This window comes from Rhodococcus sp. PSi06 (assembly GCF_054960675.1).
On the sequence record NZ_JBHNYO010000001.1, the window covers coordinates 159,640 to 183,205 of the forward strand.

A 23,566-nucleotide genomic window follows, 5' to 3' on the forward strand; every position below is an offset into this window, starting at 1 on the left:
TACCTACTCTGAGAATGTGTCACCCGAAAGGACCCCCTCCCGTGTTACCTCCCGCGCTCCCCAGACTCCAGTCTCCCGAATGGGACGGTGCCGTGTGGATCGGTGACATCGATCTGGAGCAGGAACTCCCGTCGTCCCTCGCACTCGACGACTCCGACGGCTATCGCCGCGCCCGGTTGTTGATCCGACGCGGACTCGATCCGCTCGGCTTCGTCGAATTGGATGTGGTCGACGGCGCAGTGCCGGCGACGGCCGTCCGTGCAGCGGCGATGTCTCTGGCCCAGGTTCCGATGCCGGAGGCACTACCGGACCCAGAGCAGGAGTTGCCGCCGATCACGGTGGTGATCTGCACCCGGGATCGGGTCGATCATCTCAAGGGCGCACTCGCATCGGTGTCCGCTCTGGAGTACCCGGACTTCGAGGTGGTGGTGGTCGACAACGCCTCTCCCACAGACGCGACGCAACAGTACGTACGAGGGTTGAGCGACAAGCGCATTCGGGTGGTGTCCGAGCCGGCGGCAGGCCTGTCGAGAGCGCGCAACACAGGATTGCGCGCTGCACGGAACGCCATCGTCGCGTTCACCGACGACGATGTCGCAGTGGATGCGAAGTGGTTGCAGAGCATCGCGCGCGGTTTCGCACGGGCCGATCGGGTGACGTGCGTATCCGGGATCGTGCCGAGCGGGGAGATCAGAACCCAGGCGCAGGCGTACTTCGACCGCCGCGTCGGGTGGGCGAGTTCGGTGACGCCTCGGGTCTACGACCTGAAGAATCCGCCCGCGGACGTCCCGCTGTTTCCGTTCCAGGTCGGGATGTACGGAACCGGAGCGAATTTCGCCGTGAACCGTGCTCGGATGTTCGATCTGGGGGGATTCGACGAATCGCTGGGTGTCGGCTCGCCGACCAACGGCGGTGAAGACCTCGACATGTTCTTCCGAGTACTGATGGCGGGCGACAAGCTGGTGTACGAGCCCGCGGCCATCGTGTGGCACCGGCACCGCGCCGATTCCGAGGCACTTGCGGTCCAAGCCCGCGGCTACGGCCTCGGACTCGGCGCATGGCTGTACACCGTCGCCACCGACCGCAGATCTGCCACGCTCGCGGCGAGGGTGGCCGTGCGCCGACTCGGCAGCGCAATCAGGCTGTCGGCCAAGATGAGTAAGGTCGCATCGCCTCCGGACGATCTCGCTGCCGACCTGCCCGACGGCATCGGACGAATGGAGTTGCTGTCCATCGCCAAGGGCCCCGGAGCAATTCGGCGCAGCAGGCGCGAAGGTCGCGAACGCACACCACTGGCGGGGGTGAGTCGTGAACCGGTCACCGATTGAGTTCGCCCACCGTTCCCTCGGGGACCTGCGGCACAAGTTGTTCGTCCCATCGGACTGGACCCTCGAGTGGCCCGTCGGCTCGTCCGATTCCGCTGCCGGCACTCGGCGACGCGCGGGCAGTCGCCTGCGCTACGCCGACATCGCAGTTCTCGCAGCGGGGGCCGGTCTGGCCTCGATGATTGCGCTTCCGACGCTCGTACGCGTCGTGCTGCTCACGGTTCTGCTGTTCTTCGGGCCCGGAGCCGCGATTCTGTCGTGGGTTCGCATCCCTCGCACCGCAGTTCCTGCGGCTCTGCCGATCCTGAGCATCTCGGTGGTGACGCTGATGGTGTCCGCGGCGATGTGGGGTTACCACTGGTCGCCCCGGGTGTGGACGTTGTTGCTGTGTCTTGCTCTGATCGGCTCGTCGGTGCTGTGGTACCGCAAACACGGTCGTCCTGATGTGCCCGAGTGGGCAGCGCACATCCGCGCGGTCGTCTCCCCGTCGTCACGCGCCGCCGCGGTCGCGTCGACCAGGTTCGCACTGACCGACCGAGACACGTTGCGCCGCAACGTCGCAGCACTGATTCTTGCGCTGGCCTTCTTCCTGTGGTTGCCGATGCTGCCCGGCCTCGAACGGGCGACGTACTCGCAGTTCGGGTTGCTGACCGCCGGCACCGGCCCCGGTCTCGTGCTGTGCATGATGCTCATCGTCGCGGCGTTCCTCATCGCGCTGCGGCGACATCAGTTGCGCACCATGATCGTCGCGGTCGGTATGGCGATCGTGGTGCAACGGTTCACCGTCACGATGATCACCTCCGCGCCGATCTACGACTGGACCTACAAGCACGTCGCCGTCACCGAGTACATCCTGGACCTGCATCGGCTCGCCCCGAGTGGGGTGGACATCTACAGCGAGTGGCCCAGCTTCTTCCTCGTCTCGGCCTGGTTCCAGCACGTCACCGGCTACGACACCCTGTCGCTGGCGCACGTGTTCGCGCCGATGATCCACGTGGTGCTCGCCGCGTGCATCTACGGTCTCGCGCGAGTCATGAAGTTCACCAAGCGCGCCGCCGTCACTGCTGCCATGCTCGCCGAGGTCGTCAACTGGGTGGGCCAGGACTACTACTCCCCGCAGGCGTGGGCACTACTGCTCGCCGTGGGCTTTCTCGCGCTGCTGATGTCCTCACCGCTCACCAGGTCCGCGGCGTTGCTGTCGATAATCCCGTTCGCAGCGCTGGTGCCCACGCATCAGTTGACGCCGTACTGGTTGCTGGCCGTCACCGGTGTCCTGTTGGTGACCCGGCGCGCCAAACCGTGGTGGCTGATGGTTCCACTCGGAGTGCTGTTGCTCGGATATCTGTACCCCCGACTGCCGATCGTGGCACCGTACGGTCTCTTCCAGGGCTTCGACCCGGTTCAGAACGCCGCCAGCAACGTTCAGCAAGAGGGCGTGTTGGGCAAACAGATCACATCGCTGGTGTGCCGCGCACTGTCCGGCGGGGTGTTCGGTCTGGCGCTCGTCTCGGCGATCTACGCCTGGCGCACCAAGAAGACGTTCTGGGCCCCGATGGTGATGGCATTCGGTTCGGTCATGCTGCTTGCCGGACAGAGTTACGGCGGCGAAGCGATCTTCCGGGTGTACCTGTACGCCATCCCCGGATGCGTGCTGTTGATCACGCCGATGTTCCTGGCCTTGTTCGACCGGCAGCCGTCCCAGGACCCGTCGTCTCGGGCCCGCAGGCTCACCGCTACCACCTCGGTCGCGGTCGCCACAGCAGGCGCGATCGGTTCGGCCGTTCTCGGCCTGCAGGCGTACTTCGGACTGTGGCCGATCGTGCTCGAGCACCGCGACCAGATCGACGACGCGAGAGCAGTGGCCGCACAGGCGCCCAACGGCACCACCGTCACGACGCTCTACTCCTCGGGGTACCCGGCTCGCTCGACGTCCGATTACGGTCGTCTGACAGAGGCCAACCAGTACTGGGACGTTCATCTGTACGCCCTGGGCCCCGAGTACATGCAGGGATTCCCGACGCCGGAGAAGCTCGGCCAGATCGACTACAACGCGTCGATCAGCGATACCCCTACCTACATGGTGGTGACTCGACAGTCGCTCGAGGCGATGCAGTACTACGGGTTCGTTCCCGACGACGCGGTGAACCGTTTCCGGCAGTGGCTCGGTACCGATTCGTCGTGGTCCGTTCGGTACCACGACACCGACACGATCGTCTACCAGTACCGCTCTCGCTAGCCGGATCACAAACTATGACGATCGTCTCCAAACAATCTCCCAGTTGGTTTGTTTACGGCTTGACAAACTCGTCGCATCTTTTAAGCTTGCTATCAGTCTAAGGAAACAGGTTCTTACGCTTCACAACGAGCGATGAGAACACTGTCTGTGGATGCGGCGGGGGTCGTTTCACGGAGTTCGGAGACATACTGCCCATCGCACTCGACCCATGTGGAATGGATATGTTGAATCGTCAGAATCCCCGCGTCAGTGTCGTCATCCCGACGCTCAACGAGGCCGCGAACCTTCGCCATGTCCTCCCCCTGCTCTCGCACGACTACGAGCTCGTGCTCGTCGACGGTGGCTCGGTGGACGGCACCATCGACGCCGCTCGCGAGATCCGTGGAGACATTCGCATCATCAAGCAGACTCGCAAGGGCAAGGGCAATGCGCTCGCCTGTGGCTTCGAGGCTGCGACCGGCGACATCATCGTGATGTTCGACGCCGACGGTTCCGCCGACGCCGCCGAGATCCCGCGCTTCGTCGAGGCTCTGATCGCCGGAGCGGACTTCGCCAAGGGCAGCCGGTTCTGCGAAGGCGGCGGAAGCCACGACATCACGCCGCTTCGTCGCGCCGGAAACGGTGGCTTGCACCTCGTCGCCAACACACTGTTCGGAACTCGCTTCTCCGATCTCTGCTACGGCTACAACGCCTTCTGGCGCGACTTGGTGCCGGTCCTGGATCTGCCCGTCGTCGATCAGCCCGGAGCCGAGGGCATGATGCTCTGGGGCGACGGCTTCGAGATCGAGACCATCATCAACTGCCGTTTCGCCGAGGCGTCGGTTCGTATCGAAGAAGTGCCGAGCGTCGAGCTGGCCCGCATCTACGGCCAGAGCAACCTGCGTACCTTCTCCGACGGATTCCGGGTACTGCGCACCCTGATGACCGAGCGCATGCGGGCACGCCGCATCAAGCGCAAGGCCATCGCGCGTCCGCTGCGCGAGTCCATCGACGCCCGTACCGACATGGACCTCGAGTTCGAGGCCCTGGATTCCTACAACGAGGTTCTCGAACTCCGCGAGAGAACGGCGTGAGTCTGCCGACTTCCTCGGTCGTCATCTGCGCTTACACGTTGGCTCGGTGGTCCGAGCTTCGGGCCGCCGTGGTCGCTGTCCTCGATCAGGTCGTGCCGGCCGACGAGCTGATCGTCGTCATCGACCACAACGCACAGTTGGCCGAGCGCGCACGCGAGGAGTTCCTGCCGCTCCGCGACACCGTGAACGTGGTGGAGAACAACCACCCGCGCGGCTTGTCCGGGGCTCGGAACACCTCGTTGGATCTCGCTACCGGTGACATCGTCGTGTTCCTCGACGACGACGCGTCACCGCGCACCACAGGTTGGCTCGGAGCCATCCTGTCCCATTACTCGGACGATGCCGTGTACGCCGTTGGGGGCTCTGCATACCCGGTATGGCCGGACAAACGTCCGGCTTTCTTACCGGCCGAGGTAGTGGGTGAACCCGGCGAACTCGATTGGGTCGTCGGGTGCACCTACCGCGGGCAGCCCACGGAAACCGCTCAGGTCCGCAATCTCATGGGCGCGAACATGTCGTTCCGCCGCGATCCGGTCGTCGCACTCGGCGGATTCGTCTCCGGTATCGGTCGCATCGGGCGAGTTCCGCTCGGTTGTGAGGAAACGGAACTGTGCATTCGCCTGCGTCAGACGCATCCCGACGCACAGATCGTGTTCGATCCCTCGATCGTCGTCGACCACACGGTCAGCGCAGACCGCACTCGTCCGCGCTACCTGATCACTCGCAGCTACGCCGAGGGCGTATCCAAGGCTGCTATCGCCCGACTGATCGGGGCAGAGGACGCACTGTCCTCCGAGCGTGCCTACACCGCCAGGATCCTGCCCCGCGCAGTCGGTCGCGAGACCAGCGCCGCCGCCCGCGGCAACCCGGCGCGTGCCTGGGGTGCGATGGCCGTGGTGGCAAGCGTCGGCGCAGCCGGAATCGGCTATGCCAGAGGCAAACTGAGTGTGAGCCGCACGCGGCCGGTACACAGCACTTCGTAGCGCGTTACGAAGTGCTGCTCACGGCCTTCGGAGCCACCGAAGCGCGAGCCACGGAATTCAACGCTCGAATGTGTCCGCGCGGTGCGCTCGCTCCGCTACCGACGAGAGTTACCGTGCGAGATTCGTTCGGAGCCAGATGGAACCATGAGTCGGATGCCTGGAAATTGTCGATGTCGACGCAGACGTACTGCGCCGCCCACTCGGATCGGACCGTCAATTCCCAACTACCGGAGGGTGTCTCGGTCACTTCGGCGGTCAGTCCCACCGTGTTCTGACGGGCCTGCGGGCCGACGAGGGCAGTGCTTCGCGTCACCTCGACGCCGCTCTCGTCCAGGAACGCAGCGGTGACGGCGGAATAGGTTCGACGGCCGAACCGGTAGGCGTGGTTGGCGTCGGTGAACGTGCCGACTATGGAGTCGACCGTCACAGCGACCGATGAGTTCGCTCCCACCTTCACCGACTGCTCGAATTCCTGACCGTCCCGCGAGGTGTGCAACACCACTCGCAGTGTGCCGGTGCGTGCAGGGCCATCGTTGACCAGTTCTACGGAGTAGCCGTCGAGTCCGTTGTCCGACAGCAGTACTGCTGTGGGCGCGCTTGCTCGCGCCAGTGCGTAGAAGGGTGCCTTCGGCACACCGGCGGTATCGACCATCCCCCAGCCTGCACCGGGGACCGTATCTCGCAACGTCAGCACCAGAGCTCCGGCACACCCCGATGATGCCCGACGCCAATAGCCGAACCCTTCGGTGAACGCTTCGACCAATGCCGCCCGGCCGTAGTCGAGGTACAACTCGACATCGTCCCGGCGAATCAGATGTGGATCGACGCCGAAGATGCTGCGCACGTAGTGATCTCGTACATCCTCGAAGTCCCAGGACGAGCCGCGATCGCGTGGAACGGCGGCCTTCCAGTCCGGGTGGTGGCCCGCCACGGCGGCGGACCCGAAGAAGCGTTCCACCGATGCCCGCTCGGGGGGAACGGCGAAGGCCAGACATTCTGCCGCGAAACGTACCCCTGCAGTGCGGATGTCGGACAACGGACGCAGATACCCGCCGACCCCGAAGTAGTGGGCGATGCCGTCACCCACATGAGTGGGCAATTCGCCCTCCACACTGGAGGGACTCGACGTCACATATGCGACCGCCGGCAGGCGATCTGCCAGAAAGTCGGGAACAGTACCGTCCAGCAGCATCATTCGCTGATCGTCGGCGGCAAGACCCAGCATCGTCGGCTGCTGCTGCGTCTCGCTTCCGCCACTGACGACCATCAGGGCGGGGTTTGCCGACACGGTATCGGCGAACGCATCGAGCTCACGAGTGACCGACTCGACGAAGATGTCGTCGGTGGGCGGGTCGACGGTGCCGAACATGAGGTCCTGCCACACCATCATGCCCAATTCCGCACACAGGGACCAGAATTCGGGCTGCTCGTACACCAGCGTGCCGACCACCCGCACCATGTTCAGGCCCGCAGACCGGAGCTGTTCGAGCGCAATACGCAGGTCTGCCTCCGACGACCACAACCGCACCGGATTCAGCGGCGTCCACGTTCCACCCCGGCAGAACACGTTCTCTCCGTTGACCGTGAGTTGCGCTCCGCCGCCCGTGCGATCCAGCTCCACCGTGCGGAATCCGACTACCCCCATGAGATGAACGGTGCCGTCCAGCTCGAGCTCCACTCGGTAGGTGCGCGGTCGTCCGTGTGTGTGCGGCCACCACAGTTCGACGTTCGGCAGCGTCACAGTCGAGTCGATGTTCGCCACCGTGCCGAGCTCGACGGCGTGAACCGGAGACATGTTGTCGCCGACCAGGATTCGAGCAACAGCAGGGGAATCCAGCTCGGCGCGCAGAATCACCGACCCGTCCGTACCGGACACGGTCGTCGTCAATTCGAGGCGACGGACATCGGGGATCGGCGTCACCGACACCGGACGCCACGGTCCGACGGGAATCGGCAGCGGACCGTACACCGGTGCCCGGCCGAGCATCGTCGTCCGCTCGTGCCTGAGCCCCTGCGCGGCTATCAACGATGATCGCCAGCGACCTCGCGGACGGCGAGACTTCAGGTGCACTGCAAGCGATTCGACGTGAACGGCAATGCGGATCGTCGGCCCGCACTCAGTCACATCGATGATCTCGGGTACGAACATCGACGTCACGGTTCGGCGGTGACTACCGTCGATCCAGATCTGGGCGCGGGTGGCGACACCGCCGAACGTGACGCGCACCCGACGGTGGCCAGCGGTGGGGACGTCCGCGACGAACCACCAGTCGCGCTCGTCCGGGTTCACAGCGGGCAGTGACGCGCCGATGGCCGACGCCACGGTGCCGGGAACCTCCGCGTCGATCCAGTCGAGATCGGCGGTCAGGTCACCGGGATCGAGAACGGAACCGGCGTCACATCCGGCCAACTGCCACCGAACGCCGTCGAGCAGATCGATCACGTGCCTACGGCATCTGCCACGAGATCCATGGCTACCGCCCAGTTCCTGCTCATGTCGAGCAGCGGTTCGTCGAGCACGACGTCCCGACCTCGTGCGGCGCGTGCCATCCGGAATTGCACGGCTTTGGCACCGGAGGCGGCGTCGCGAAAATGTGGTGCTGCCGCAGCAGCACCCGTTGCGCCGCGACCGTCGAGATACTCCACGTAATTCGCCGCGAGTTCCGCCGTGGCTCCGAATTGGCGGAGCAGTCCGAAGGACCACAGATGGAAGGCGTCGGGTCCGGCGGTCTGCACGAGAGGAATGTCGGCGACGATGCGCCGGGCGAGTGCATCGACCGGGTTTCCCGGTGCCCGGCGGGCGAGGTGCGCGCGGGCCACATCGAGGTCTCGGTCACCGAACCCGGCGTCGAGCACGGCGGAGTCCACCCGAATCTGCTCGACGTAGGGCAGCAACACCTCCGCATGGGGTTCGGGGGCGAGGTTGAATATCCCGTCGAAGTCGGCACCGGTGAGATCGAAGTACCCGCGATTGTGGAAGTACCCCATCACCTTGTCCTCGCGGTTGACGAGGTTCGGCACGATGGTGGTCTTGGTGTGCTGGTTTCGGTAGCTGGTGCCGGCGGTGTCTGGCAGCCAGAAACCGTCGACTTCGACGGTGACGTGGATGCCGTCGTCCAGTCCCTCGACAACGTGCTCGAGCACGGGACGCCACACGTTCATCTCGGCAACGTCGATGCCGTACAGGGTGCGGAGGTCCTCGGGAACGATCTTGACGAAGTCCCATTGCCTGCCGTCGCATCCGGCGCTCAGCACGAACGCCAGAGCCGGAGTGGGATCCGCACCGAGGGAATGCAGCACCTCGATCCACAGATCGACGTAGCAGTTGGTTTCGGTCCAAATTCGATCGTGATTGTGAATCGGGTGCGGTCGGTACGTGATGGGGTCGAGCTCGAGGACTCGTAACCCGGTTCCGAGTCTGTCCAGCACTGCATCGTTCGACATGAAGCCTCTCCTACCGGATCGAATGTCGGACGGTCCCCGAGCCGCATTTGTCCGTATTGCCTGTATCCAGACCACTTATCTTAACGACTGGATTTATTATTCGCACAGGATCGGTCGGTAAGATTGTTTTCGCCGGACGAACTACTTCTTGGACCACCATCGCGACAGAAGCGGTATCGGACCCCGGAAACGTGGACATTCACACAGCGAACAGTCGGTTCCAGGCCGGTAATGTCGGTGCGCAGCTTGTTCGTGACGGCACTTGCATATGGGCTCTGAGCTGGGCACATGCCGAGTGTAGACAATGCAGGACACATTCACGCCCAACTCGGGCACGCAATAGGAGGCACCGCGTCGATGCGCCGTTTCATCAGCACCGCGGCGCAGGTCGTCGGCTGGGGTCTGCTCGTCGCGACCCTGGGGATGTTCATCGTCAGGCAAGTCGGCGTGACCGAGATCACGTTTGTCGCGCTGGTTGTCGGAACCCCATACCTGGGTGCGGCGTCGCTCGTCGCAGTGATTCTCTTCGCCGCTGCCCGCGCCCGCATCGGTGCGGCAGTCGCCGTCGTTCTCACCATTGCTGTCGTCGCAGTACAGGTGCCGATGTTCCTTGCCGACGGGCCGGACAACTCGGGCCCCGAGCTCTCCGTGTTGACCGTCAATGTCGCGCACGGGGACGCCGACGCGGCGTCCATCGTCGAAGCAGTGCGCAGCAACGACGTCGACGTTCTCGCGATTCAGGAACTGACGCCCGAGGAAGTGGTCGATCTGCAGGCAGCAGGTGTCGACGAGGTTCTCCCGTTCTCGTTCACCGCCGCCCTACCGGTGGCCGACGGCACCGGTCTGTGGAGCCGCACACCGCTGACCGAAGGCACCCGGCTCGACAACTTCGGCTTCGTGCCGGTGCAGGCACGAACCACGGTCGACGGGCGGGATCTGAACCTCGTCTCGTTCCATGCGATGTCGCCTGCGACGCCCCGGCACACCACCGAATGGGATGCCGACCTCGCCAGGATGCGGTCGATCATGGAGACCTACCAGGGCACGTCGATCATCGCCGGCGACTTCAACGCCACCGACGATCACCGGCAGTTCCGAACGTTGGCGTCGTCTCCGTTCTCCGACGCGGCCGACGGAGCGGGCGCGGGACTGTTCCGCACGTTCCCCTCGGAACGACCGCTGGCACGCCTGGATCATGTGGTGACGAGCGAGAACGTTCGCGCCCTGTCGGTCCGGCCACTGGCGATCCCGGACAGCGATCATCTGGCGGTTCTCGCCGAGTTGCAGCTCCCCTGAACCGGGCTACCGACGGCAGCAGCCTAGAAACGCGGCAACTGGAAGACCGGTGGCGGCGGCAGCTGGATCTGCGGTAGCTGAATCTGCGGAAGGCCAGGGATCAGCGGCGGCGGGGCGGGTGCGGGTGCCGCCGGCGGAACGTATTCCGGCTCGGAATAGGTGCGCGCCGGAGCCTGTGCGGCCTCGGTCGTGGGCGGCACGGTGGTGGTCGTGGGTGCGGCACTGGTGGGTGGGATCGTCGTTCTCGGTGTGGTGGGCACGGCCGTGATCGGAGCAGTGGATTCCGCCGGCGCGCTGGTCGGCTGCGGCGAACCACCGCCGTACCCGAGAGACAACCCGAGTGCGGCGACGGCAACGAGACCGCCGGCCACGAGTACCGCGCCGCGAACCTTGCGCTTGGAGTCGGCCGGCTTGTCGGCTGCAGGTTCGGGGCTCAACCAGTCCGGAGCTCCCGACAGGGACGCGGGCTCGGACGCGGACTGCCGCACGCCCGTGGGCGGGGCGGGTCGATGCGGTGCGTCGGCCACCGGCGTGGCGAGCAGAGCCGCGCCACGGGCAGCGACGGATTCCGGATCTGCCGGAGTGATGATCGGAAGCCCGATCCATGCACCGAGGATGGACTCCACCAGCGGAATACGGGCTCCGCCGCCGATGAGGACGAGCGCATCGACGTGCTTGGGTGACCTCGCGATGACATCGCGCACCAACCGCGCCGAGTACTCGATCGGCACGGTCACCAGCGACTCGAACGCCTCACGCGAAATCAGAATGACGCCGCCGTCGCCCGGAAGACATACCGCGCCGCTGGTGGAAAGCTGCTCTTTGGCCACCCGGCACCGCGCGGTGAAGTGGCTCAGTTCCTGATTGTCGGCAATGTCGACACCCTGCTTGGCGAGCTGATTGTCCGAGATGAGTCGATCGAAGTCGTCACCGCTGATGTCGATGGTGCGCTCGGCGAGCAGAACCTGGCCGGTGCCGCGGTCGATGACGCTGATCGTCAATCCGGAGCTGCCGAGATCGTAGAGACCGATCGTGCCGAAGTGTCCCAGTTCGCCCGAGGCCTCCAGGTACTGCAACGCCGCGCGCGCCTCGGGTACCAGGCGATAGTTGTAGAGCCGCTGGCTCGCCATCGCCTGCTGTATCTCACCGAACTGCTGCTGATCGCGGTACGCAACTCCGGTCGCCTGCACAGGGCCGCCGTCGCCCGGTTGCGAGAGCACCACCCCGATCGACTCGGCCGCCAACTCCTCGGCGCGATCCCAGTAGGCGTCGACGGTGTCGTGGTGGAACCCCAGACGACCCGTATTCTGCGGGCGCGCGTCGGGGCGAGCCATGCGCACCGCACTGGCCCCCACCGACACACCGAGAACTTCGGTCATTACCCGCCTTTTGTCGACTTCCCCGTGAACACACGCCGAGTCTCGATGTCACGAACGAGTCTCGATCCCCACCAATCGCACACTGTAGCGCGTTCCGCGACTGTGCCCCAGTGAACGCGGTCGAGACCCGGTGACCAGCCTCGCGGTGCGCCGGCGTCGCACGCCACGTCTGGAGTCGACGCCACCATTACAGTTGCCGCATGCGCGTCCTCTTCGTCTGCACCGGGAACATCTGCCGATCTCCGACGGCCGAGCGACTCGCTGCTGCCTTCGCCGACGAGGGCGGGTTCGACGTGACCGCGAGCAGCGCCGGAACCCAGGGACTGACCGGTCATGCCATGGACCCGACGGCCGCGCTGGTGCTCAGTCAGCTCGGCGGCGATCCCGACGGCTTCGTTGCCCGACGCCTCACACCGGCGATCGCCGCCGACGCAGACCTGGTGCTGGCGATGACGGCTGCCCATCGCGATGCCGTCCTGGCTCTTGCACCACGGCAGATGCGTCGTACGTTCACGCTCCTCGAAGCATCCGGTCTGGTCGCTGCGTCGGGCGCGCAGACGATCGCGTCTCTCGCCGATGCGCGGGCGGTTCATCGAATCGACACTCTGGACATCGGCGATCCTTACCGCCGCGAGGCCTCGGAGTACGAGCTGGCCGGCGAACTGATTGCCGAGGCGTTACCCGCCGTTCTGCGGTTGGCACCGCATTGAACGTCCATCCCTCCCCGCTTCGCGTGCTGAGGTAACGTTCTCGCATCATTGCCGACCATCCGGGTTCGGCCACGGCGTTAGGGTCTGTGCATGCGCGACAAGGTGATCGCGTTGGCAGCAGTGGCAAGCGCGGGACTGGCCATCGCCGTCGGATTGACCATCGGTGCTCTGGGCGGCGCGTTCGACGACACGAACCAGACGGTGCGTCCACCCGCGCTGAAGTCCGACGACCTCAGCTCGGCCGTGTTGTCGCCGAGTTCGACCATCGTCGTCGTACCTCCGTCGCCCACGTGGCAGGTTGCGGTGCCCACCACCGCTCGCCCCACCACGACCACTCCGGACAGGTCCGAGACGACGACGACGCGGAGCTCGCGCCGCACAACCGGCGCAGACCGAACGACCACCACGTCGGAGGACGAGGACGAGTCCACGGACGAGACCACCACCACGCAGTCGCGTTCCGGGCGTTAGCGACTCAACTCGGGGTCGGCAGCGCAGTGGTGTCACCGATTCGCAACGCTGCCACCAGTTCTCGATACAGCGAATCCGAGTTCATCAGTTCTTCGTGAGTTCCTCGGGCACGGACCACTCCGTCCTCCATCACGAGGATCGTGTCGGCGTCGAGCACGGTGGACAGCCGGTGGGCGATGGTGACGACGGCAGCTTCGGACGCGATGGCTCGGATCACCTCGTGAATGGCCGCCTCGGTGCGGCCGTCGACCTGCGCCGTCGCCTCGTCGAGCAGAAGAATTTCGGGTCGGCGAACGATCGCGCGCGCCAACGCAATTCGTTGACGCTGACCACCGGAGACGGTCGAGCCGATCAGATCGGTGTCCAACCCGTCGTCCAGCGCACGAATCGTCGCACCCAGATGCACCGACTCGAGTGCCGCCCAGATGTCGGCCTCACTGGCCTCCGGATGACTGAACAGAAGGTTGTCTCGGATGGAACCCGGAATCACCGGCGTCTCCTGTTCCACATAGGACAACCGTGACCGAACCTCGTCGATGGTCAGGTGGTCGTACGGTGTTCCACCGAGCCGGATCTCACCGCTTTCCGGCGTCAGGAAACGCAGGATCAACGAGAACACACTCGTCTTGCCTGCACCGGACGGTCCGACGATCGCCGTATGTCCACGCGCCGGCACGTCCAGATCGATACCGTGCACCGCGGGTTCTCGCCCGGGTGCGTATCGTGCCGTGACACTGCGAAATTCGAGAGCAGGTGCCACCGGGTCGATTCTCGTCGAATGCGCCGCACCTTCCACACCCACTTCGACGACCAGATCATCGATCTGGCGGATGCGGGCAGCCGCCGCCATGCCCGCCTGCAGTGCGGTGATGTTGGTGGCCAGGCTCTGAACCGGACCGAGCACTTGAAATGCGTACAGCAGGAACGCAATCAGACTCGATACTGCGAGCGCGCCGGTGCTCACTCGGTATCCGCCGAGACCGAGTATGCCGATGATGGCCAATTGGACACCACCGCCGGCGAAGGTCCATGCCAGGGCCGAGATCTTCACCGCTCGCACACTGTGTCGAGCAGACGTGCGTGCCTCGAAGATCACTCGCTCCGATTCGCGGGTCTCGGCCCTACTCGACTTCACCGTCCTGATGGCGCGCAAGGTGCCGTCCAGAATTCCACCCAATCGACCCACTGCTTCTTGAGACTGCCGCTGTGCCACGGCAATCGGTGGCATCAATCGCGCGAACAGAAGCGCGATGGCGATGATGGCCGTCGCGATGGCACCGAGCAGAACCAGGTCGAGAACCGCCATCAGAATCAGTGCGCCTACCAGCCCCACCGCACTGTTCACTATGCCTACCAACGCATTCGACGCAGCCTCGCGCAGCAGCACGGTGTCCGAGGTGACCCTGGTGACAAGCTCGCCGGTGGGCCGCGTGCCCAGACTGCCGACGGTGGCTCCGAAGTATTTACGGACGATCGACTTGCGGGCGTCGAGAACGATGCGTTCGGCGAGCACTCCCAGCACGATCCACTGCAGATACAGCACCACCGAACCGACGATGAGCAGGCCCACCAACAGCAGGACGGGTGGGATCAGGGAGGAATCGGTGCCGAGGCCGTCGAGCACGCCTTTGGCGACCATCGGTGTCGCCAGAGCGGCACCCGTTCCGATGAGACCGAGAAGCATTCCGAGCGCAAGAGTGCGGCGGTGCGGTCGAACGAACTGCCACAGAACCCGGAGGTTGGGCAGAGTTATCTTCTTCTTCTCCGCTGTCGCGATCTGCAGGTCCACCATGGCACCAGTGTGCCGGAGAAATCAGGTACTGCGGATCGCGTCCCAGATCATGTGTACCGTCGTGCCGTTCTGATCCGATGTGACTGCCGCACTGTCCGCCAGAGCCCGCATCAGCGGAACACCACGACCGCGATTGGGATCGGAGTTGTGCGACGCCCAATCACCGCGGTCGACCACCTTCACGTCGATACGTCCCTCTGCCGCACACAGCACCCTGATGTCTAGGGTTCCACGATCGGCGTGGTCTCGGTAGGCGTGCTCGACGCTGTTCGCTATTGCCTCGTAGGTCGCCAACACCACGTCGTAGGCCCGGTCCGGATCGACGCCCGCGCTGTCCAACCACTCACCCAGCTCACGCCGAATCGCCGACGCTCGATCAGCATCGGCAGGCTCGCCGGTGAACAGCAGTTCTTCCATTCGCGCGCCTGCCGTAGAGATCGAACTGTCGGAACGTGAGTCGTCACCTCCGGAGAGTGTCGCCATCATGAGTCCCGTCTACCCAAAAGTTCAAGATCTACCCGCATGAAGCGCAACGAATGCTTCGTCGACCGTTGCGTAGATACCGAACACCTCGTCGAGACCCACCAAAGTGAGCGGACGACCGGTGGCCGGACCCTCTGCGACCACGGCGAATCCGGACTCGCCACCCAATTGCTCATGCGTGGACGCCAGCAGAGACATTCCGGCGGATGCGAGGAATCCCACGTTGGTCAGATCGATCACCACCGCCCTCGGCGACTTCTCGAGCACCAGAGCAACCGACTCGGACAAGTCGGGAGCCGTCACCAGATCCAGTTCACCGGATACGGCCAGAACCACATCCTGATCACGCCATTCCACAATCACATCGAAGTGCTGGGGCCCGAGGCCGCCGATGTCGTCCGCAGTCACACGGCGACTTTACTACGGCGCACTCCGCCGACCCGCAACGCCGAAGTCCACCAAATGTGACATTGACGGTCGAAAAGGCCACCACATGTCACATCGACTCCCGGTCGAGCCCGGACGGGTGCGCCGACTTTGCTCGCTCGGCCGACTTGCTCGACTCCCATTAGGCTCGCTTCGGTGATCGAGGGACTGCAGGGAGCGGACCGTCGTCGATCGTTCGGCGAGTACGCGGCGGTCACTGTCGGCGGCGCGGTCGGCGCGGTGCTGCGGTACGAGATCTGGACGTGGCGTACCACACCGAGGTGGCTGCTGATGAGCACGTTCGGTGTCAATGTCTTCGGTTGCCTCGTGGTCGGTGCCGCCCTCGGTTATCTGTGGGGACGAGCGGCCCCGGTGGCCCGCGCCGGAGTGTTCGGGTTGGCGTGCGGATTCACCACCTTCAGCTTGTTCGCGCTGCAGGCGGTCACGCACCGCGGTGCGTGGAACTCGGTGGTCTATCTCGTGGCAACTCCCGTGCTCGCATTGATCGCGATGGCGATCGGCGCGGCAATCACACGACCCGCCCGATGACGCCCGTACTTCTGGTGGCCGTCGGCGGCGGACTGGCAGCACTTCTTCAGTTCGTGTTCTCGTTCGCGATCAGATCTCGTCGGCGATTGTCTGCGCTGAATCTGACGGCATGTGCAGCGCTGGGGCTCGTGTTCGCAATCGATCCCCCGGCCGCTCTGCGGTCCGTGGTGGGTGTCGGATTCCTGGCGTCGGCGGCTCCGATGGCCGCCGTGGCGTGGGCCACGATCGGTCTTTCCCGAGAGCAGCGGTATCGAAGCGCTGCAACTTTTTTCGTCGCGAACGTCGTGGGAGGTATCGCTGCGGCGATGTTCGGATTCCTGGCCTGGAAGTCGGGCATCACGCTCTATTACAAGATCGCCTGAACAAAAGTTCTCAGGTGCTGGCCGAGTCATCGCACGGACCCTGCACGCCGGCCTTGACGAATCCCGCAATTTGATAGAGGTACGTGAATTCCCACTCGACGAGGGAGAAGTCGTAGGCGCGTGGCACCGGACGCATCGTGACGGCACCGTCGAAGCACTGGTCGAAGATGTAGCGGGCGCGCGGAAGGTGGTAGCGCCAGGTCACGACGATGACATGATTCCACCCGCGTTCGCGCGCGAGTTCCTGCGTGAACATCGCTTCACCGCGGGTGGTGGACGGCGACGGCGGAATGCACAGGACCTCGATCTTCGAAGTGGACGCTGCGCAGTACTTCTTCATGGTGGGATCTGCGGATCCGTAGGGGTCCGAGAGCACCACCGTCCGAGCCAACCCCTGCTGCGCGAGGGAGATGCCGTACGCCTCGCGTCCGTCGTGCTCGCCGCCCAGCACGACGATGGCGTCGGCGGTGGTCAACGGATCGACGCGGGCTTTGGTGAACGCAACGTAGCCGCCCATTCCCACCAGCGACACCAGAACGACCGGGATCGCGAAGGCGAGAAGATGCAACAGGCGTCCACGGAGCACCTCACCAGATTAGGGAAGGTGGTCCGTGGACGCGCGGTCAGAGACCGGGATCACTCACTCGGCTGCGGCACCGTGACGTTGCAATCGGTGACCTCGGGGTTGACGCCGAAGTAGTTGAGCGGTCCGGCGACGATGGTCAGCGCGATGGTGCCCGCGCCTGCGCAGTTGTCGGGTGCGCTCTCGAAGTCTCCGCGCTGATACGACGCGAATGCGCCGATGATCAACCAGACGAGAACGATCAACGTTACGAATCTCATGGTGCCCCCTTAGGCGGTCAGCCGCCGTTCGGCTGTCGAGAGGTTCGTATGTCCGATTGTGGCAGGCTTCAAACCGAGTTCATTCGGTCTGTCTGGACAGCGTCTGCGACAGGTAGTCACTCAGTGCTTGTTCCTGGACGCGATCGAGGGCTCGGGCCAGTTCTGCCTGCGCCGATTTCATCGCCAGGCTGCGCATCTTCTCGAACATCTCGGTGGTCTCGGCCACCTCTCCGGACTTGGGCAGCCAACCCGGACCGTGTGTCGCAGCCAGGTGGTCGGTCACGCTCCCCACCATCGACTCGGCGATCGAGTTCATCATCGATGCGGTCCGCTCGTGTTGGTCGAGCAATTGTTCCAGGGTGAATCCGTACTGGCTCAGGTCCACGAACACCTCGAGGAGCGTGGGATCGAGGATTTCGCACTGATTTCCGTCGATTCTGATCAGTTTCGCCTCGGTCAGGCGCGCGACGATGTCGTCGTTGTCCTCGCCGAGAAATTGAGCGATCGATTCGAGAGGAATGACCGTGGTCTCCGCCGTCGACCATTTGCGGGTCACGATCTCCTGGAGCCCGAGGATTTCACCCAGGTCCTTGCCCTGTTCCCAGCCCGACAGGAAGTCGGCAATGTGCGCCGAGGTGAACCCACGTTGGAGCAGCGAGTCGATCACCTTCAGCCGAGTCAGGTGATCGTCGTCGTAGATTCCGACTCGGCCGCGCAGGGTGGGTGGGGGAAGCAACCCGCGTTCCTGGTACGCCCGCACGTTGCGGGTGGTCGTCTTGGCCTCTCGAGCCAAGTCGTCGATTCGATATTCCACCGATCTCCCTACCTCCACCGCGCGTCGACACTCAGGATATACGGCGACCACGCAGTGAAAGGGAGGTCCGAAACCGAACGTCAACGCGATCGAAGACAGCGAGCGAATCAGGACTCGGCGAAAGCCCGCGCCGGTTCCCTCGGCCGGTCCACGCGGCGCGGAACCGCGGTGTAATCGTCGTGCTCGACGTGTCTGAGCTGATTGACGTACTGGGTAGCGAACCCGGGGAACATCGTGGCGTTGAAGCCGTCCTCGGTGAGGTACCAACTGCTGCAACCGGAGTTCCACGTCGTCTTGCCCAGTTTGCGTTGGAGCTCGGCGTTGTAGGCGTCCTGCACGTCTTGTCTGACATCGAGACTGTGTAGATCATCGTCGACGATCGATGTCACCGCCTCGACGATGTAATCGATCTGAGCCTCCATGTAGACCAGGGCAGAGCTGTGTCCGGGACCGGAATTGGGGCCGAAGGTGAAGAACATGTTCGGATACCCCGATACTGCAATGCTCTTGTACGCCTTGGCTCCTGCGCTCCATTCATCGGCGAGAACACGGCTGTCGCGTCCGGTGATCGGGATGGGCGTTCCAGTGTTGGATACGACGAATCCGGTCGCGAAGACGATGGCATCGAACTGATGCTCTACGCCCTCCACAGTTCGAATTCCCTTGGGCGCGAGCGTTGCGATCGGCCATGTCACCAATGTGCAATTCGGTTTCTGCAGTGCCGGGTAGTAGTCGCTGGTCATCAGCAGTCGCTTGCAGCCGGCCCGGAATCGGGGTGTCAACTGTCGCCGCAGCCATGGATCGCGAACCTGACGGCGCAAGTGCGCTCGCCCGACCAACTCCACCACCCTGGTCAACGGGGTCTTCCATACGACACCGAGGGCGACGGACTCGTGGCCCCAGAACCACAGCGACCGTGCCAGGGTTTGCGTCTGCGGGTATCGGGCGTATCGACGCTTCGTTCCGTCCTGCGTCTTTCGGTTGACCCGAGGCAGCGTCCAACCGGGCGTGCGTTGGAACACCTTGACCGTGTCTGCGATCTTCACCAGTTCGGGCACGATCTGCACGGCGCTGGCCCCGGTTCCGACGACGGCAACCTTCTTACCGACGAAGTCGTAGTCGTGATCCCAACGGGCACTGTGAATCTTGTGTCCTTCGTAGGAGTCGATGCCTCGGATGTTCGGCAGGCAGGCATTGGCGAGCGGCCCCGACGCCATCACCACCGCACGTGCTCGAACATCGGCGCGCCCGTCGATGCTCAGGTGCCAATGACCGGATGCCTCGTTCCAGATGATGTCGACTACGTTGTGTCCGAATCGAATACGCGACTCGATGTCGAATTCGCCCACCATCGTGTGGATGTAGTCGAGGATCTCGCCGCTGCCGGAATAGGTGTGCGACCAATTCGGATTGGGGGCAAAACTGTACGAGTACAACCTGGATGGAATGTCGCAGGCTGCGCCCGGATACGTGTTGTCACGCCAGGTTCCACCTACTGCGTTGCCGCGTTCGAGGATGACGAAGTTGTCGATTCCACTGTTCCGGAGGCGAATGGCAGTCCCGATTCCAGCGAACCCGGCTCCGATGATCGCGACGTCCCGTACACCTTCGCGCACGTCGAACGCGCTCATGCGACGGGCTCGTAGGTCAGTTCCTTGGCCCACGTCGGGTCGGAGTTGAGCGTCTTGCTCGGGTACCGGCGAGTGAGCTTGACCAATCCGTCCGCAAAGAGGTGGTACGGGTGCTTCCGGTTGATCACGATACTGCTGTGCCACTGCACGATTCGATACATCGGCACGCGCAGCGCCTCCGGGCTTCGTTTACCCACGCTGCGGAATCTCTTCATCGCGGTGTAGAGGCGTTCTTCGTCGACACCCATCTCCACGATGTTGTCGCGCATCTTGTTCAGCAGCGGGATGTATCGCAGGGTTCCGACGATCAGAGCCGGGTTCGTCCACGCTCCGACGGTGTCGACCAGGATCTTACGCATCCGGGCATGACCGAGCAGTTCGATCACTGCGAAATCCACAGCGAGATGGCGTGATTCGTCGGAGTTGATCTTCTTGAACACGGCTTGACACACCGGGTCGTCGATCTCGTCCATGATGAACTTCACGAGCGCGCCGTCCAATGCCACCTCCAGCATCGGAATGACGGTTCCCAGCACCGCCAACGACAGCCCGTCGGAGTGCTTGTCCAGCCAGTCGATGACGAGCTTGACGTTGATGTTGGGCTCGGGCATCCGATCACCGTCGAGCATGCCCCACCGCCGCATGAGGGCGAGTTCGGCGTTTGCGTGCTTCTGCTCCTCGGCGTGGAAGTAGCGATAGATTTCCGCGAGAGTCTCGTTCGGTGCCTTGAGCGCCATCGCCGCGAAACCGCGTGCGCCCACGTTCTCGATCCACATCAGATCCGACATGAAGGGTTTGAGCTTGGCGTGTAGTTCCGGGCTGATGGTGTCCGCTCCCGGGCCGTCCCAGTCGATGTCGGCGAGAGACCATTGACGGTCCTTGATCTTGGTCAACATGTCTTCGAAATCCATTGCCATGTCAAGCTCCTGTGGTTGTCGAGGAGAGGGATTCGTTCTTCGCCGGCTCCTGCTCGGCGGGCATCACACGGTTGAGCACTCCGAGAAAGCGCACGTACACGGCAGGCAGCAGTCTTTTGAATCGCCACACCGCTTTGGCGTCGAACTGCGGTACGACGTAGAGCCGACCCTTGTCGAATGCGTCGAGAGTTCGCGCCGCGATCTTGTCCGCCGAGCGACCGGTCCAGCGCATCGCCAATTCTGCGAGCCGGGACGAACCTGCGGTGATCCGGCCGTCGACGGCTACGTTGGTCTTGACGAACGTCGGGCACAGAACCGACACGCGCACACCACTACCCGACAGTTCCGCGGCCATCGTTTCCGACAGAGACATCACCGCGGCTTTGCCGACGTTGTACGGACCCATCAACGGCGCGGCTGCGAATCCTGCGGCGGACGCAACGTTGATGATGCCGCCCGTGCCGGCGGCTCGAAGGCCGGGGGTGAACAGTTCGCAGCCGTGAACGACTCCCCACAGGTTGATCCCCAGCGCCCAGTTCCAGTCCTCGAAACCGATGTCTCCGACGGGCTTTCCGCCTATCCCTACCCCCGCGTTGTTGATGAGCACGGTGGTCGGTCCGTCGAACTCGATACCTGCTCGAAGCGCTAATTCTTCGACGTTCTCGCGGATCGACACATCGCATTCGACAGCGAAGCCGGTCGCGCCGAGAGCCTGCACCATCGCCACGGTCTCCTGAGCCCGCGGTAGTGAGATGTCGGCACACATGACGACGCCTCCGCGCCGTGCCAGTTCGAGTGCGAACGCCCGGCCGATACCGCTGCCCGCGCCGGTCACAACCGCCCTCGACCCGTACGAGGGTTTTCCGGCCCTGCTTCTCATCGACTTACCAGTCCTTCGACTCTTGTTGCACGACAATGATTTCGAACGCGGGACGGCCTCAGGGATCAACCGTCGGACGGTGTGTGGTCCGTGGCACATCGTCAGCTTCGACCTATACGCGCCATTTGTCAATGGCCTATTGCTCAATGGTGAAGTAAATGGACGAGCGAACTCGACTCCGCGAGTCGGAAGCGATCAGCCCTCGAGCGTCAAGGAATGCGGACGGGACGTGAAGACGGCTGCAGAGCCGGCCGCCCGCGCTATGCCCGCGACTCCGCCCCACACCATCATGGTGAGGTGGTCGACGAGGTCATCGGCGGTCATGGTTCGGTCGTAGATCCACCAGTGTGATGCCAGCCTGACCGCGCCGATCATCGCAAAGGCGATGGGCATCGAGCCGGCCGTCGAGAAGTCGCGTCCGCGAAATCGGTCGGCGATGACGGCCCCCAGCAAGTCTGCGATCGCTTCCTCCGAAGCGGTGATGATGTCCTGGCTTCCGCTGACGGCATTGTTGGCGTGGACGTATATGTAGATATCGGGATCGGCGTCGACCGTGGTGACGTAGGCAGAGATCACTGCACGGGTGAGGTGGTACTCGTCGAGGTCCTCGGACATCGCGTCCTGGATTCGAGGTACCAGCACCGTCTCGACATATCGAGCCATCGCCGCGTCGGCGAGACCCTTCTTGTCCGTGAAGTGTTTGTACAGAACGGTTTTCGAGACGCCGTTCGCCGCGGCGATGTCATCCATGCCCACGTCGTATCCGTGCTCACGAATCGCTGCGAGGGTGCGGTCGAGCAGCTCACGCCGCCGGGTGATTCTGTGACCACGCCACCGGTGGCTCCGCCCGTCGACCTTGGCCACCACGGTCATGCCGACTGCGCGACGGCTCGTGATCCCTTCAGCAGAATCGAGGCAACCAGCTCCGGGTCATCCGACATCGGCACATGCCCCAGACCCGGGTACGTCGTGACCTCTGCCTGCGGGAAGGTCTGCCGCACCAACGGTGCCTGATACACCGGCAGAACCAGGTCACGACGACCCCACGCGACCGTGACGGGAACGGATTCGTCGACCGGAATGCTGAAGCGCGGGACTGCGTTCCCGGCTGCGTCGATCGCGCGATTGGTGGTGATGCTGAGCGCGTCGATGGTGGCCGTCTCCACGGGAACTCGCCACGGCTTGGCATAGAACACGCCGTTGGCGATCGTGCGTCCGACGACCGAACGCATGATGGCGGGGGCGATCGGGCTGATGACGCGGGACAACGCCCGCAGCAACCGAAACACGAGCAGCGCCCGGGTCTGATCCCAATGTCCGCGGAAGAAGCCGGCGGGCGAGAGTGCGGTGGCCGAGGCCACCGACCCGCGGGCGGCGAGTTCTAGTGCGAAGTATCCGCCGAGCGAGTTTCCGGCAACGTGCGGTTTCTCGCCGTCCACGGCCACGTATTCGAGGAAGCGCTCCAACTCGGCGACGATCCACGGACCGAGATCGAACGCCTCGGTGGGCAGTTCGGGTGATGCTCCGTGGCCGGGCAGATCGACCGTCACCACGCGCCGGTGCTGTGCCAGCGTCTCGATGACACTGTCCCAGGCATGTTGACGGTGAACTATGCCGTGGATCAGCACCAGGGTCGGCCCCTCACCGCGGATGGTGTGCGCCAGCGCGGAGCCGTCGATCTCGAATGTCATTGCGATCCATTCTTTTTCGGTCTACATGGTGCGGGCGTCCACACCTTCGGGCCCTCGCCCCTCGTAGACACAGTCCCCCCGAACGTCATCGATTCCGAGAAGTCGCCCGAATCGCGCGTCGATTCCGTCGACCATATAGCTCCGGCGCACTCGCGGCCCCAGGCTTGCGAATCGGACTGACGACCGCGACCTACATCACACAATGTGCCATTGACGAATGGTTATGTCAATGGCACTGTTCAGGACACCCCGAAGATAGGA

Annotated in this window: 23 protein-coding genes; 9 read left to right on the forward strand and 14 right to left on the reverse strand. The window is 64.0% G+C overall.

All coding sequences use genetic code 11. The features are described from left to right. The first annotated feature begins 14 nt into the window (after nt 1-14). The 4 genes from ACFI9K_RS00760 (at nt 15) to ACFI9K_RS00775 (ending at nt 5,617) form a co-directional block, all read left to right on the forward strand. Nucleotides 15-1,328, forward strand: coding sequence for a glycosyltransferase family 2 protein (locus ACFI9K_RS00760; protein WP_462661754.1), 1,314 nt, complete (start codon nt 15-17; stop codon nt 1,326-1,328). Further along, nucleotides 1,309-3,561 (forward strand): hypothetical protein, encoded by a 2,253-nt coding sequence (locus ACFI9K_RS00765; RefSeq protein ID WP_462661755.1) that lies wholly within the window; start codon nt 1,309-1,311, stop codon nt 3,559-3,561. The genes ACFI9K_RS00760 and ACFI9K_RS00765 overlap by 20 nt, the downstream gene beginning before the upstream one ends. A 215-nt stretch (nt 3,562-3,776) precedes the next feature. Continuing rightward, complete coding sequence (locus ACFI9K_RS00770; RefSeq protein ID WP_462661756.1) at nt 3,777-4,634, forward strand: glycosyltransferase family 2 protein; 858 nt, start codon at nt 3,777-3,779, stop codon at nt 4,632-4,634. Then, complete coding sequence (locus ACFI9K_RS00775; RefSeq protein ID WP_462661757.1) at nt 4,631-5,617, forward strand: glycosyltransferase family 2 protein; 987 nt, start codon at nt 4,631-4,633, stop codon at nt 5,615-5,617. The genes ACFI9K_RS00770 and ACFI9K_RS00775 overlap by 4 nt, the downstream gene beginning before the upstream one ends. A gap of 4 nt (nt 5,618-5,621) precedes the next feature. Here the strand turns inward: ACFI9K_RS00775 and ACFI9K_RS00780 are convergent, their stop codons facing one another. Both ACFI9K_RS00780 and ACFI9K_RS00785 read right to left on the reverse strand, forming a co-directional pair. Then, nucleotides 5,622-8,060, reverse strand: a complete 2,439-nt coding sequence (locus ACFI9K_RS00780) for a glycoside hydrolase family 2 protein (RefSeq protein ID WP_462661758.1) — start codon at nt 8,058-8,060, stop codon at nt 5,622-5,624. Next, on the reverse strand, nt 8,057-9,061 hold the full coding sequence (locus ACFI9K_RS00785) for a DUF1839 family protein (protein ID WP_462661759.1): 1,005 nt from the start codon (nt 9,059-9,061) through the stop codon (nt 8,057-8,059). The genes ACFI9K_RS00780 and ACFI9K_RS00785 overlap by 4 nt, the downstream gene beginning before the upstream one ends. Nucleotides 9,062-9,418: 357 nt before the next feature. On the opposite strand from ACFI9K_RS00785, the gene ACFI9K_RS00790 reads away from it, so the two are divergent. After that, nucleotides 9,419-10,357: an endonuclease/exonuclease/phosphatase family protein gene (locus ACFI9K_RS00790; protein ID WP_462661760.1), complete on the forward strand. Its 939-nt coding sequence runs from the start codon at nt 9,419-9,421 to the stop codon at nt 10,355-10,357. Nucleotides 10,358-10,380: 23 nt separating this feature from the next. Here the strand turns inward: ACFI9K_RS00790 and ACFI9K_RS00795 are convergent, their stop codons facing one another. Then, the gene (locus ACFI9K_RS00795; protein ID WP_462661761.1) at nt 10,381-11,736 is read right to left on the reverse strand and encodes an Hsp70 family protein; all 1,356 of its coding nucleotides are present in this window, start codon (nt 11,734-11,736) and stop codon (nt 10,381-10,383) included. Nucleotides 11,737-11,936: 200 nt separating this feature from the next. On the opposite strand from ACFI9K_RS00795, the gene ACFI9K_RS00800 reads away from it, so the two are divergent. Together ACFI9K_RS00800 and ACFI9K_RS00805 are read left to right on the forward strand one after the other, a co-directional pair. Next, a complete protein-coding gene (locus ACFI9K_RS00800) occupies nt 11,937-12,446 on the forward strand; it encodes an arsenate reductase/protein-tyrosine-phosphatase family protein (RefSeq protein WP_462661762.1) in 510 nt (169 codons plus the stop codon). Between the two features lie 90 nt (nt 12,447-12,536). Continuing rightward, nucleotides 12,537-12,917 carry a hypothetical protein gene (locus ACFI9K_RS00805; protein ID WP_462661763.1) on the forward strand — a complete coding sequence of 127 codons (381 nt, stop codon included), beginning with the start codon at nt 12,537-12,539 and terminating at the stop codon, nt 12,915-12,917. A 4-nt stretch (nt 12,918-12,921) separates the two neighbouring features. On the opposite strand, the gene ACFI9K_RS00810 is transcribed toward ACFI9K_RS00805, so the two are convergent. The 3 genes from ACFI9K_RS00810 to ACFI9K_RS00820 are packed head-to-tail and all read right to left on the reverse strand — an operon-like array spanning nt 12,922 to nt 15,552. Next, the gene (locus tag ACFI9K_RS00810; protein WP_462661764.1) at nt 12,922-14,709 is read right to left on the reverse strand and encodes an ABC transporter ATP-binding protein; all 1,788 of its coding nucleotides are present in this window, start codon (nt 14,707-14,709) and stop codon (nt 12,922-12,924) included. A 21-nt stretch (nt 14,710-14,730) separates the two neighbouring features. Continuing rightward, nucleotides 14,731-15,195 carry an ATP-binding protein gene (locus ACFI9K_RS00815; protein ID WP_462661765.1) on the reverse strand — a complete coding sequence of 155 codons (465 nt, stop codon included), beginning with the start codon at nt 15,193-15,195 and terminating at the stop codon, nt 14,731-14,733. 21 nt (nt 15,196-15,216) lie between these two features. Then, nucleotides 15,217-15,552, reverse strand: a complete 336-nt coding sequence (locus ACFI9K_RS00820; protein ID WP_462662100.1) for an STAS domain-containing protein — start codon at nt 15,550-15,552, stop codon at nt 15,217-15,219. A 222-nt stretch (nt 15,553-15,774) separates the two neighbouring features. Between ACFI9K_RS00820 and ACFI9K_RS00825 the strand changes: the two genes are divergently transcribed. Together ACFI9K_RS00825 and ACFI9K_RS00830 are read left to right on the forward strand one after the other, a co-directional pair. Next, nucleotides 15,775-16,167 (forward strand): fluoride efflux transporter FluC, encoded by a 393-nt coding sequence (locus tag ACFI9K_RS00825; RefSeq protein ID WP_462661766.1) that lies wholly within the window; start codon nt 15,775-15,777, stop codon nt 16,165-16,167. Continuing rightward, entirely contained in the window at nt 16,164-16,529 is a 366-nt protein-coding gene (locus ACFI9K_RS00830; protein ID WP_462661767.1) for a CrcB family protein, read from the forward strand. The genes ACFI9K_RS00825 and ACFI9K_RS00830 overlap by 4 nt, the downstream gene beginning before the upstream one ends. 10 nt (nt 16,530-16,539) lie before the next feature. Here the strand turns inward: ACFI9K_RS00830 and ACFI9K_RS00835 are convergent, their stop codons facing one another. The 8 genes from ACFI9K_RS00835 to ACFI9K_RS00870 all read right to left on the reverse strand — a co-directional run bounded on the left by ACFI9K_RS00835 (nt 16,540) and on the right by ACFI9K_RS00870 (nt 23,305). After that, the gene (locus tag ACFI9K_RS00835) at nt 16,540-17,115 is read right to left on the reverse strand and encodes a YdcF family protein (protein WP_462661768.1); all 576 of its coding nucleotides are present in this window, start codon (nt 17,113-17,115) and stop codon (nt 16,540-16,542) included. A gap of 50 nt (nt 17,116-17,165) precedes the next feature. Further along, nucleotides 17,166-17,372 (reverse strand): hypothetical protein, encoded by a 207-nt coding sequence (locus ACFI9K_RS00840; protein ID WP_462661769.1) that lies wholly within the window; start codon nt 17,370-17,372, stop codon nt 17,166-17,168. Nucleotides 17,373-17,451: 79 nt separating this feature from the next. Beyond that, a complete protein-coding gene (locus tag ACFI9K_RS00845) occupies nt 17,452-18,186 on the reverse strand; it encodes a MerR family transcriptional regulator (RefSeq protein WP_462661770.1) in 735 nt (244 codons plus the stop codon). Between the two features lie 107 nt (nt 18,187-18,293). Next, nucleotides 18,294-19,817 (reverse strand): flavin-containing monooxygenase, encoded by a 1,524-nt coding sequence (locus ACFI9K_RS00850; protein ID WP_462661771.1) that lies wholly within the window; start codon nt 19,815-19,817, stop codon nt 18,294-18,296. Then, nucleotides 19,814-20,734: a ferritin-like domain-containing protein gene (locus tag ACFI9K_RS00855; RefSeq protein WP_462661772.1), complete on the reverse strand. Its 921-nt coding sequence runs from the start codon at nt 20,732-20,734 to the stop codon at nt 19,814-19,816. The genes ACFI9K_RS00850 and ACFI9K_RS00855 overlap by 4 nt, the downstream gene beginning before the upstream one ends. A gap of 1 nt (nt 20,735) precedes the next feature. Further along, nucleotides 20,736-21,614 (reverse strand): SDR family NAD(P)-dependent oxidoreductase, encoded by an 879-nt coding sequence (locus tag ACFI9K_RS00860; protein ID WP_462661773.1) that lies wholly within the window; start codon nt 21,612-21,614, stop codon nt 20,736-20,738. Nucleotides 21,615-21,809: 195 nt separating this feature from the next. Beyond that, nucleotides 21,810-22,487, reverse strand: coding sequence for a TetR/AcrR family transcriptional regulator (locus ACFI9K_RS00865; RefSeq protein ID WP_462661774.1), 678 nt, complete (start codon nt 22,485-22,487; stop codon nt 21,810-21,812). Beyond that, a complete protein-coding gene (locus tag ACFI9K_RS00870; RefSeq protein WP_462661775.1) occupies nt 22,484-23,305 on the reverse strand; it encodes an alpha/beta fold hydrolase in 822 nt (273 codons plus the stop codon). Before ACFI9K_RS00870 ends, ACFI9K_RS00865 begins: the two co-directional genes overlap by 4 nt. Nucleotides 23,306-23,566 lie beyond the last annotated feature (261 nt).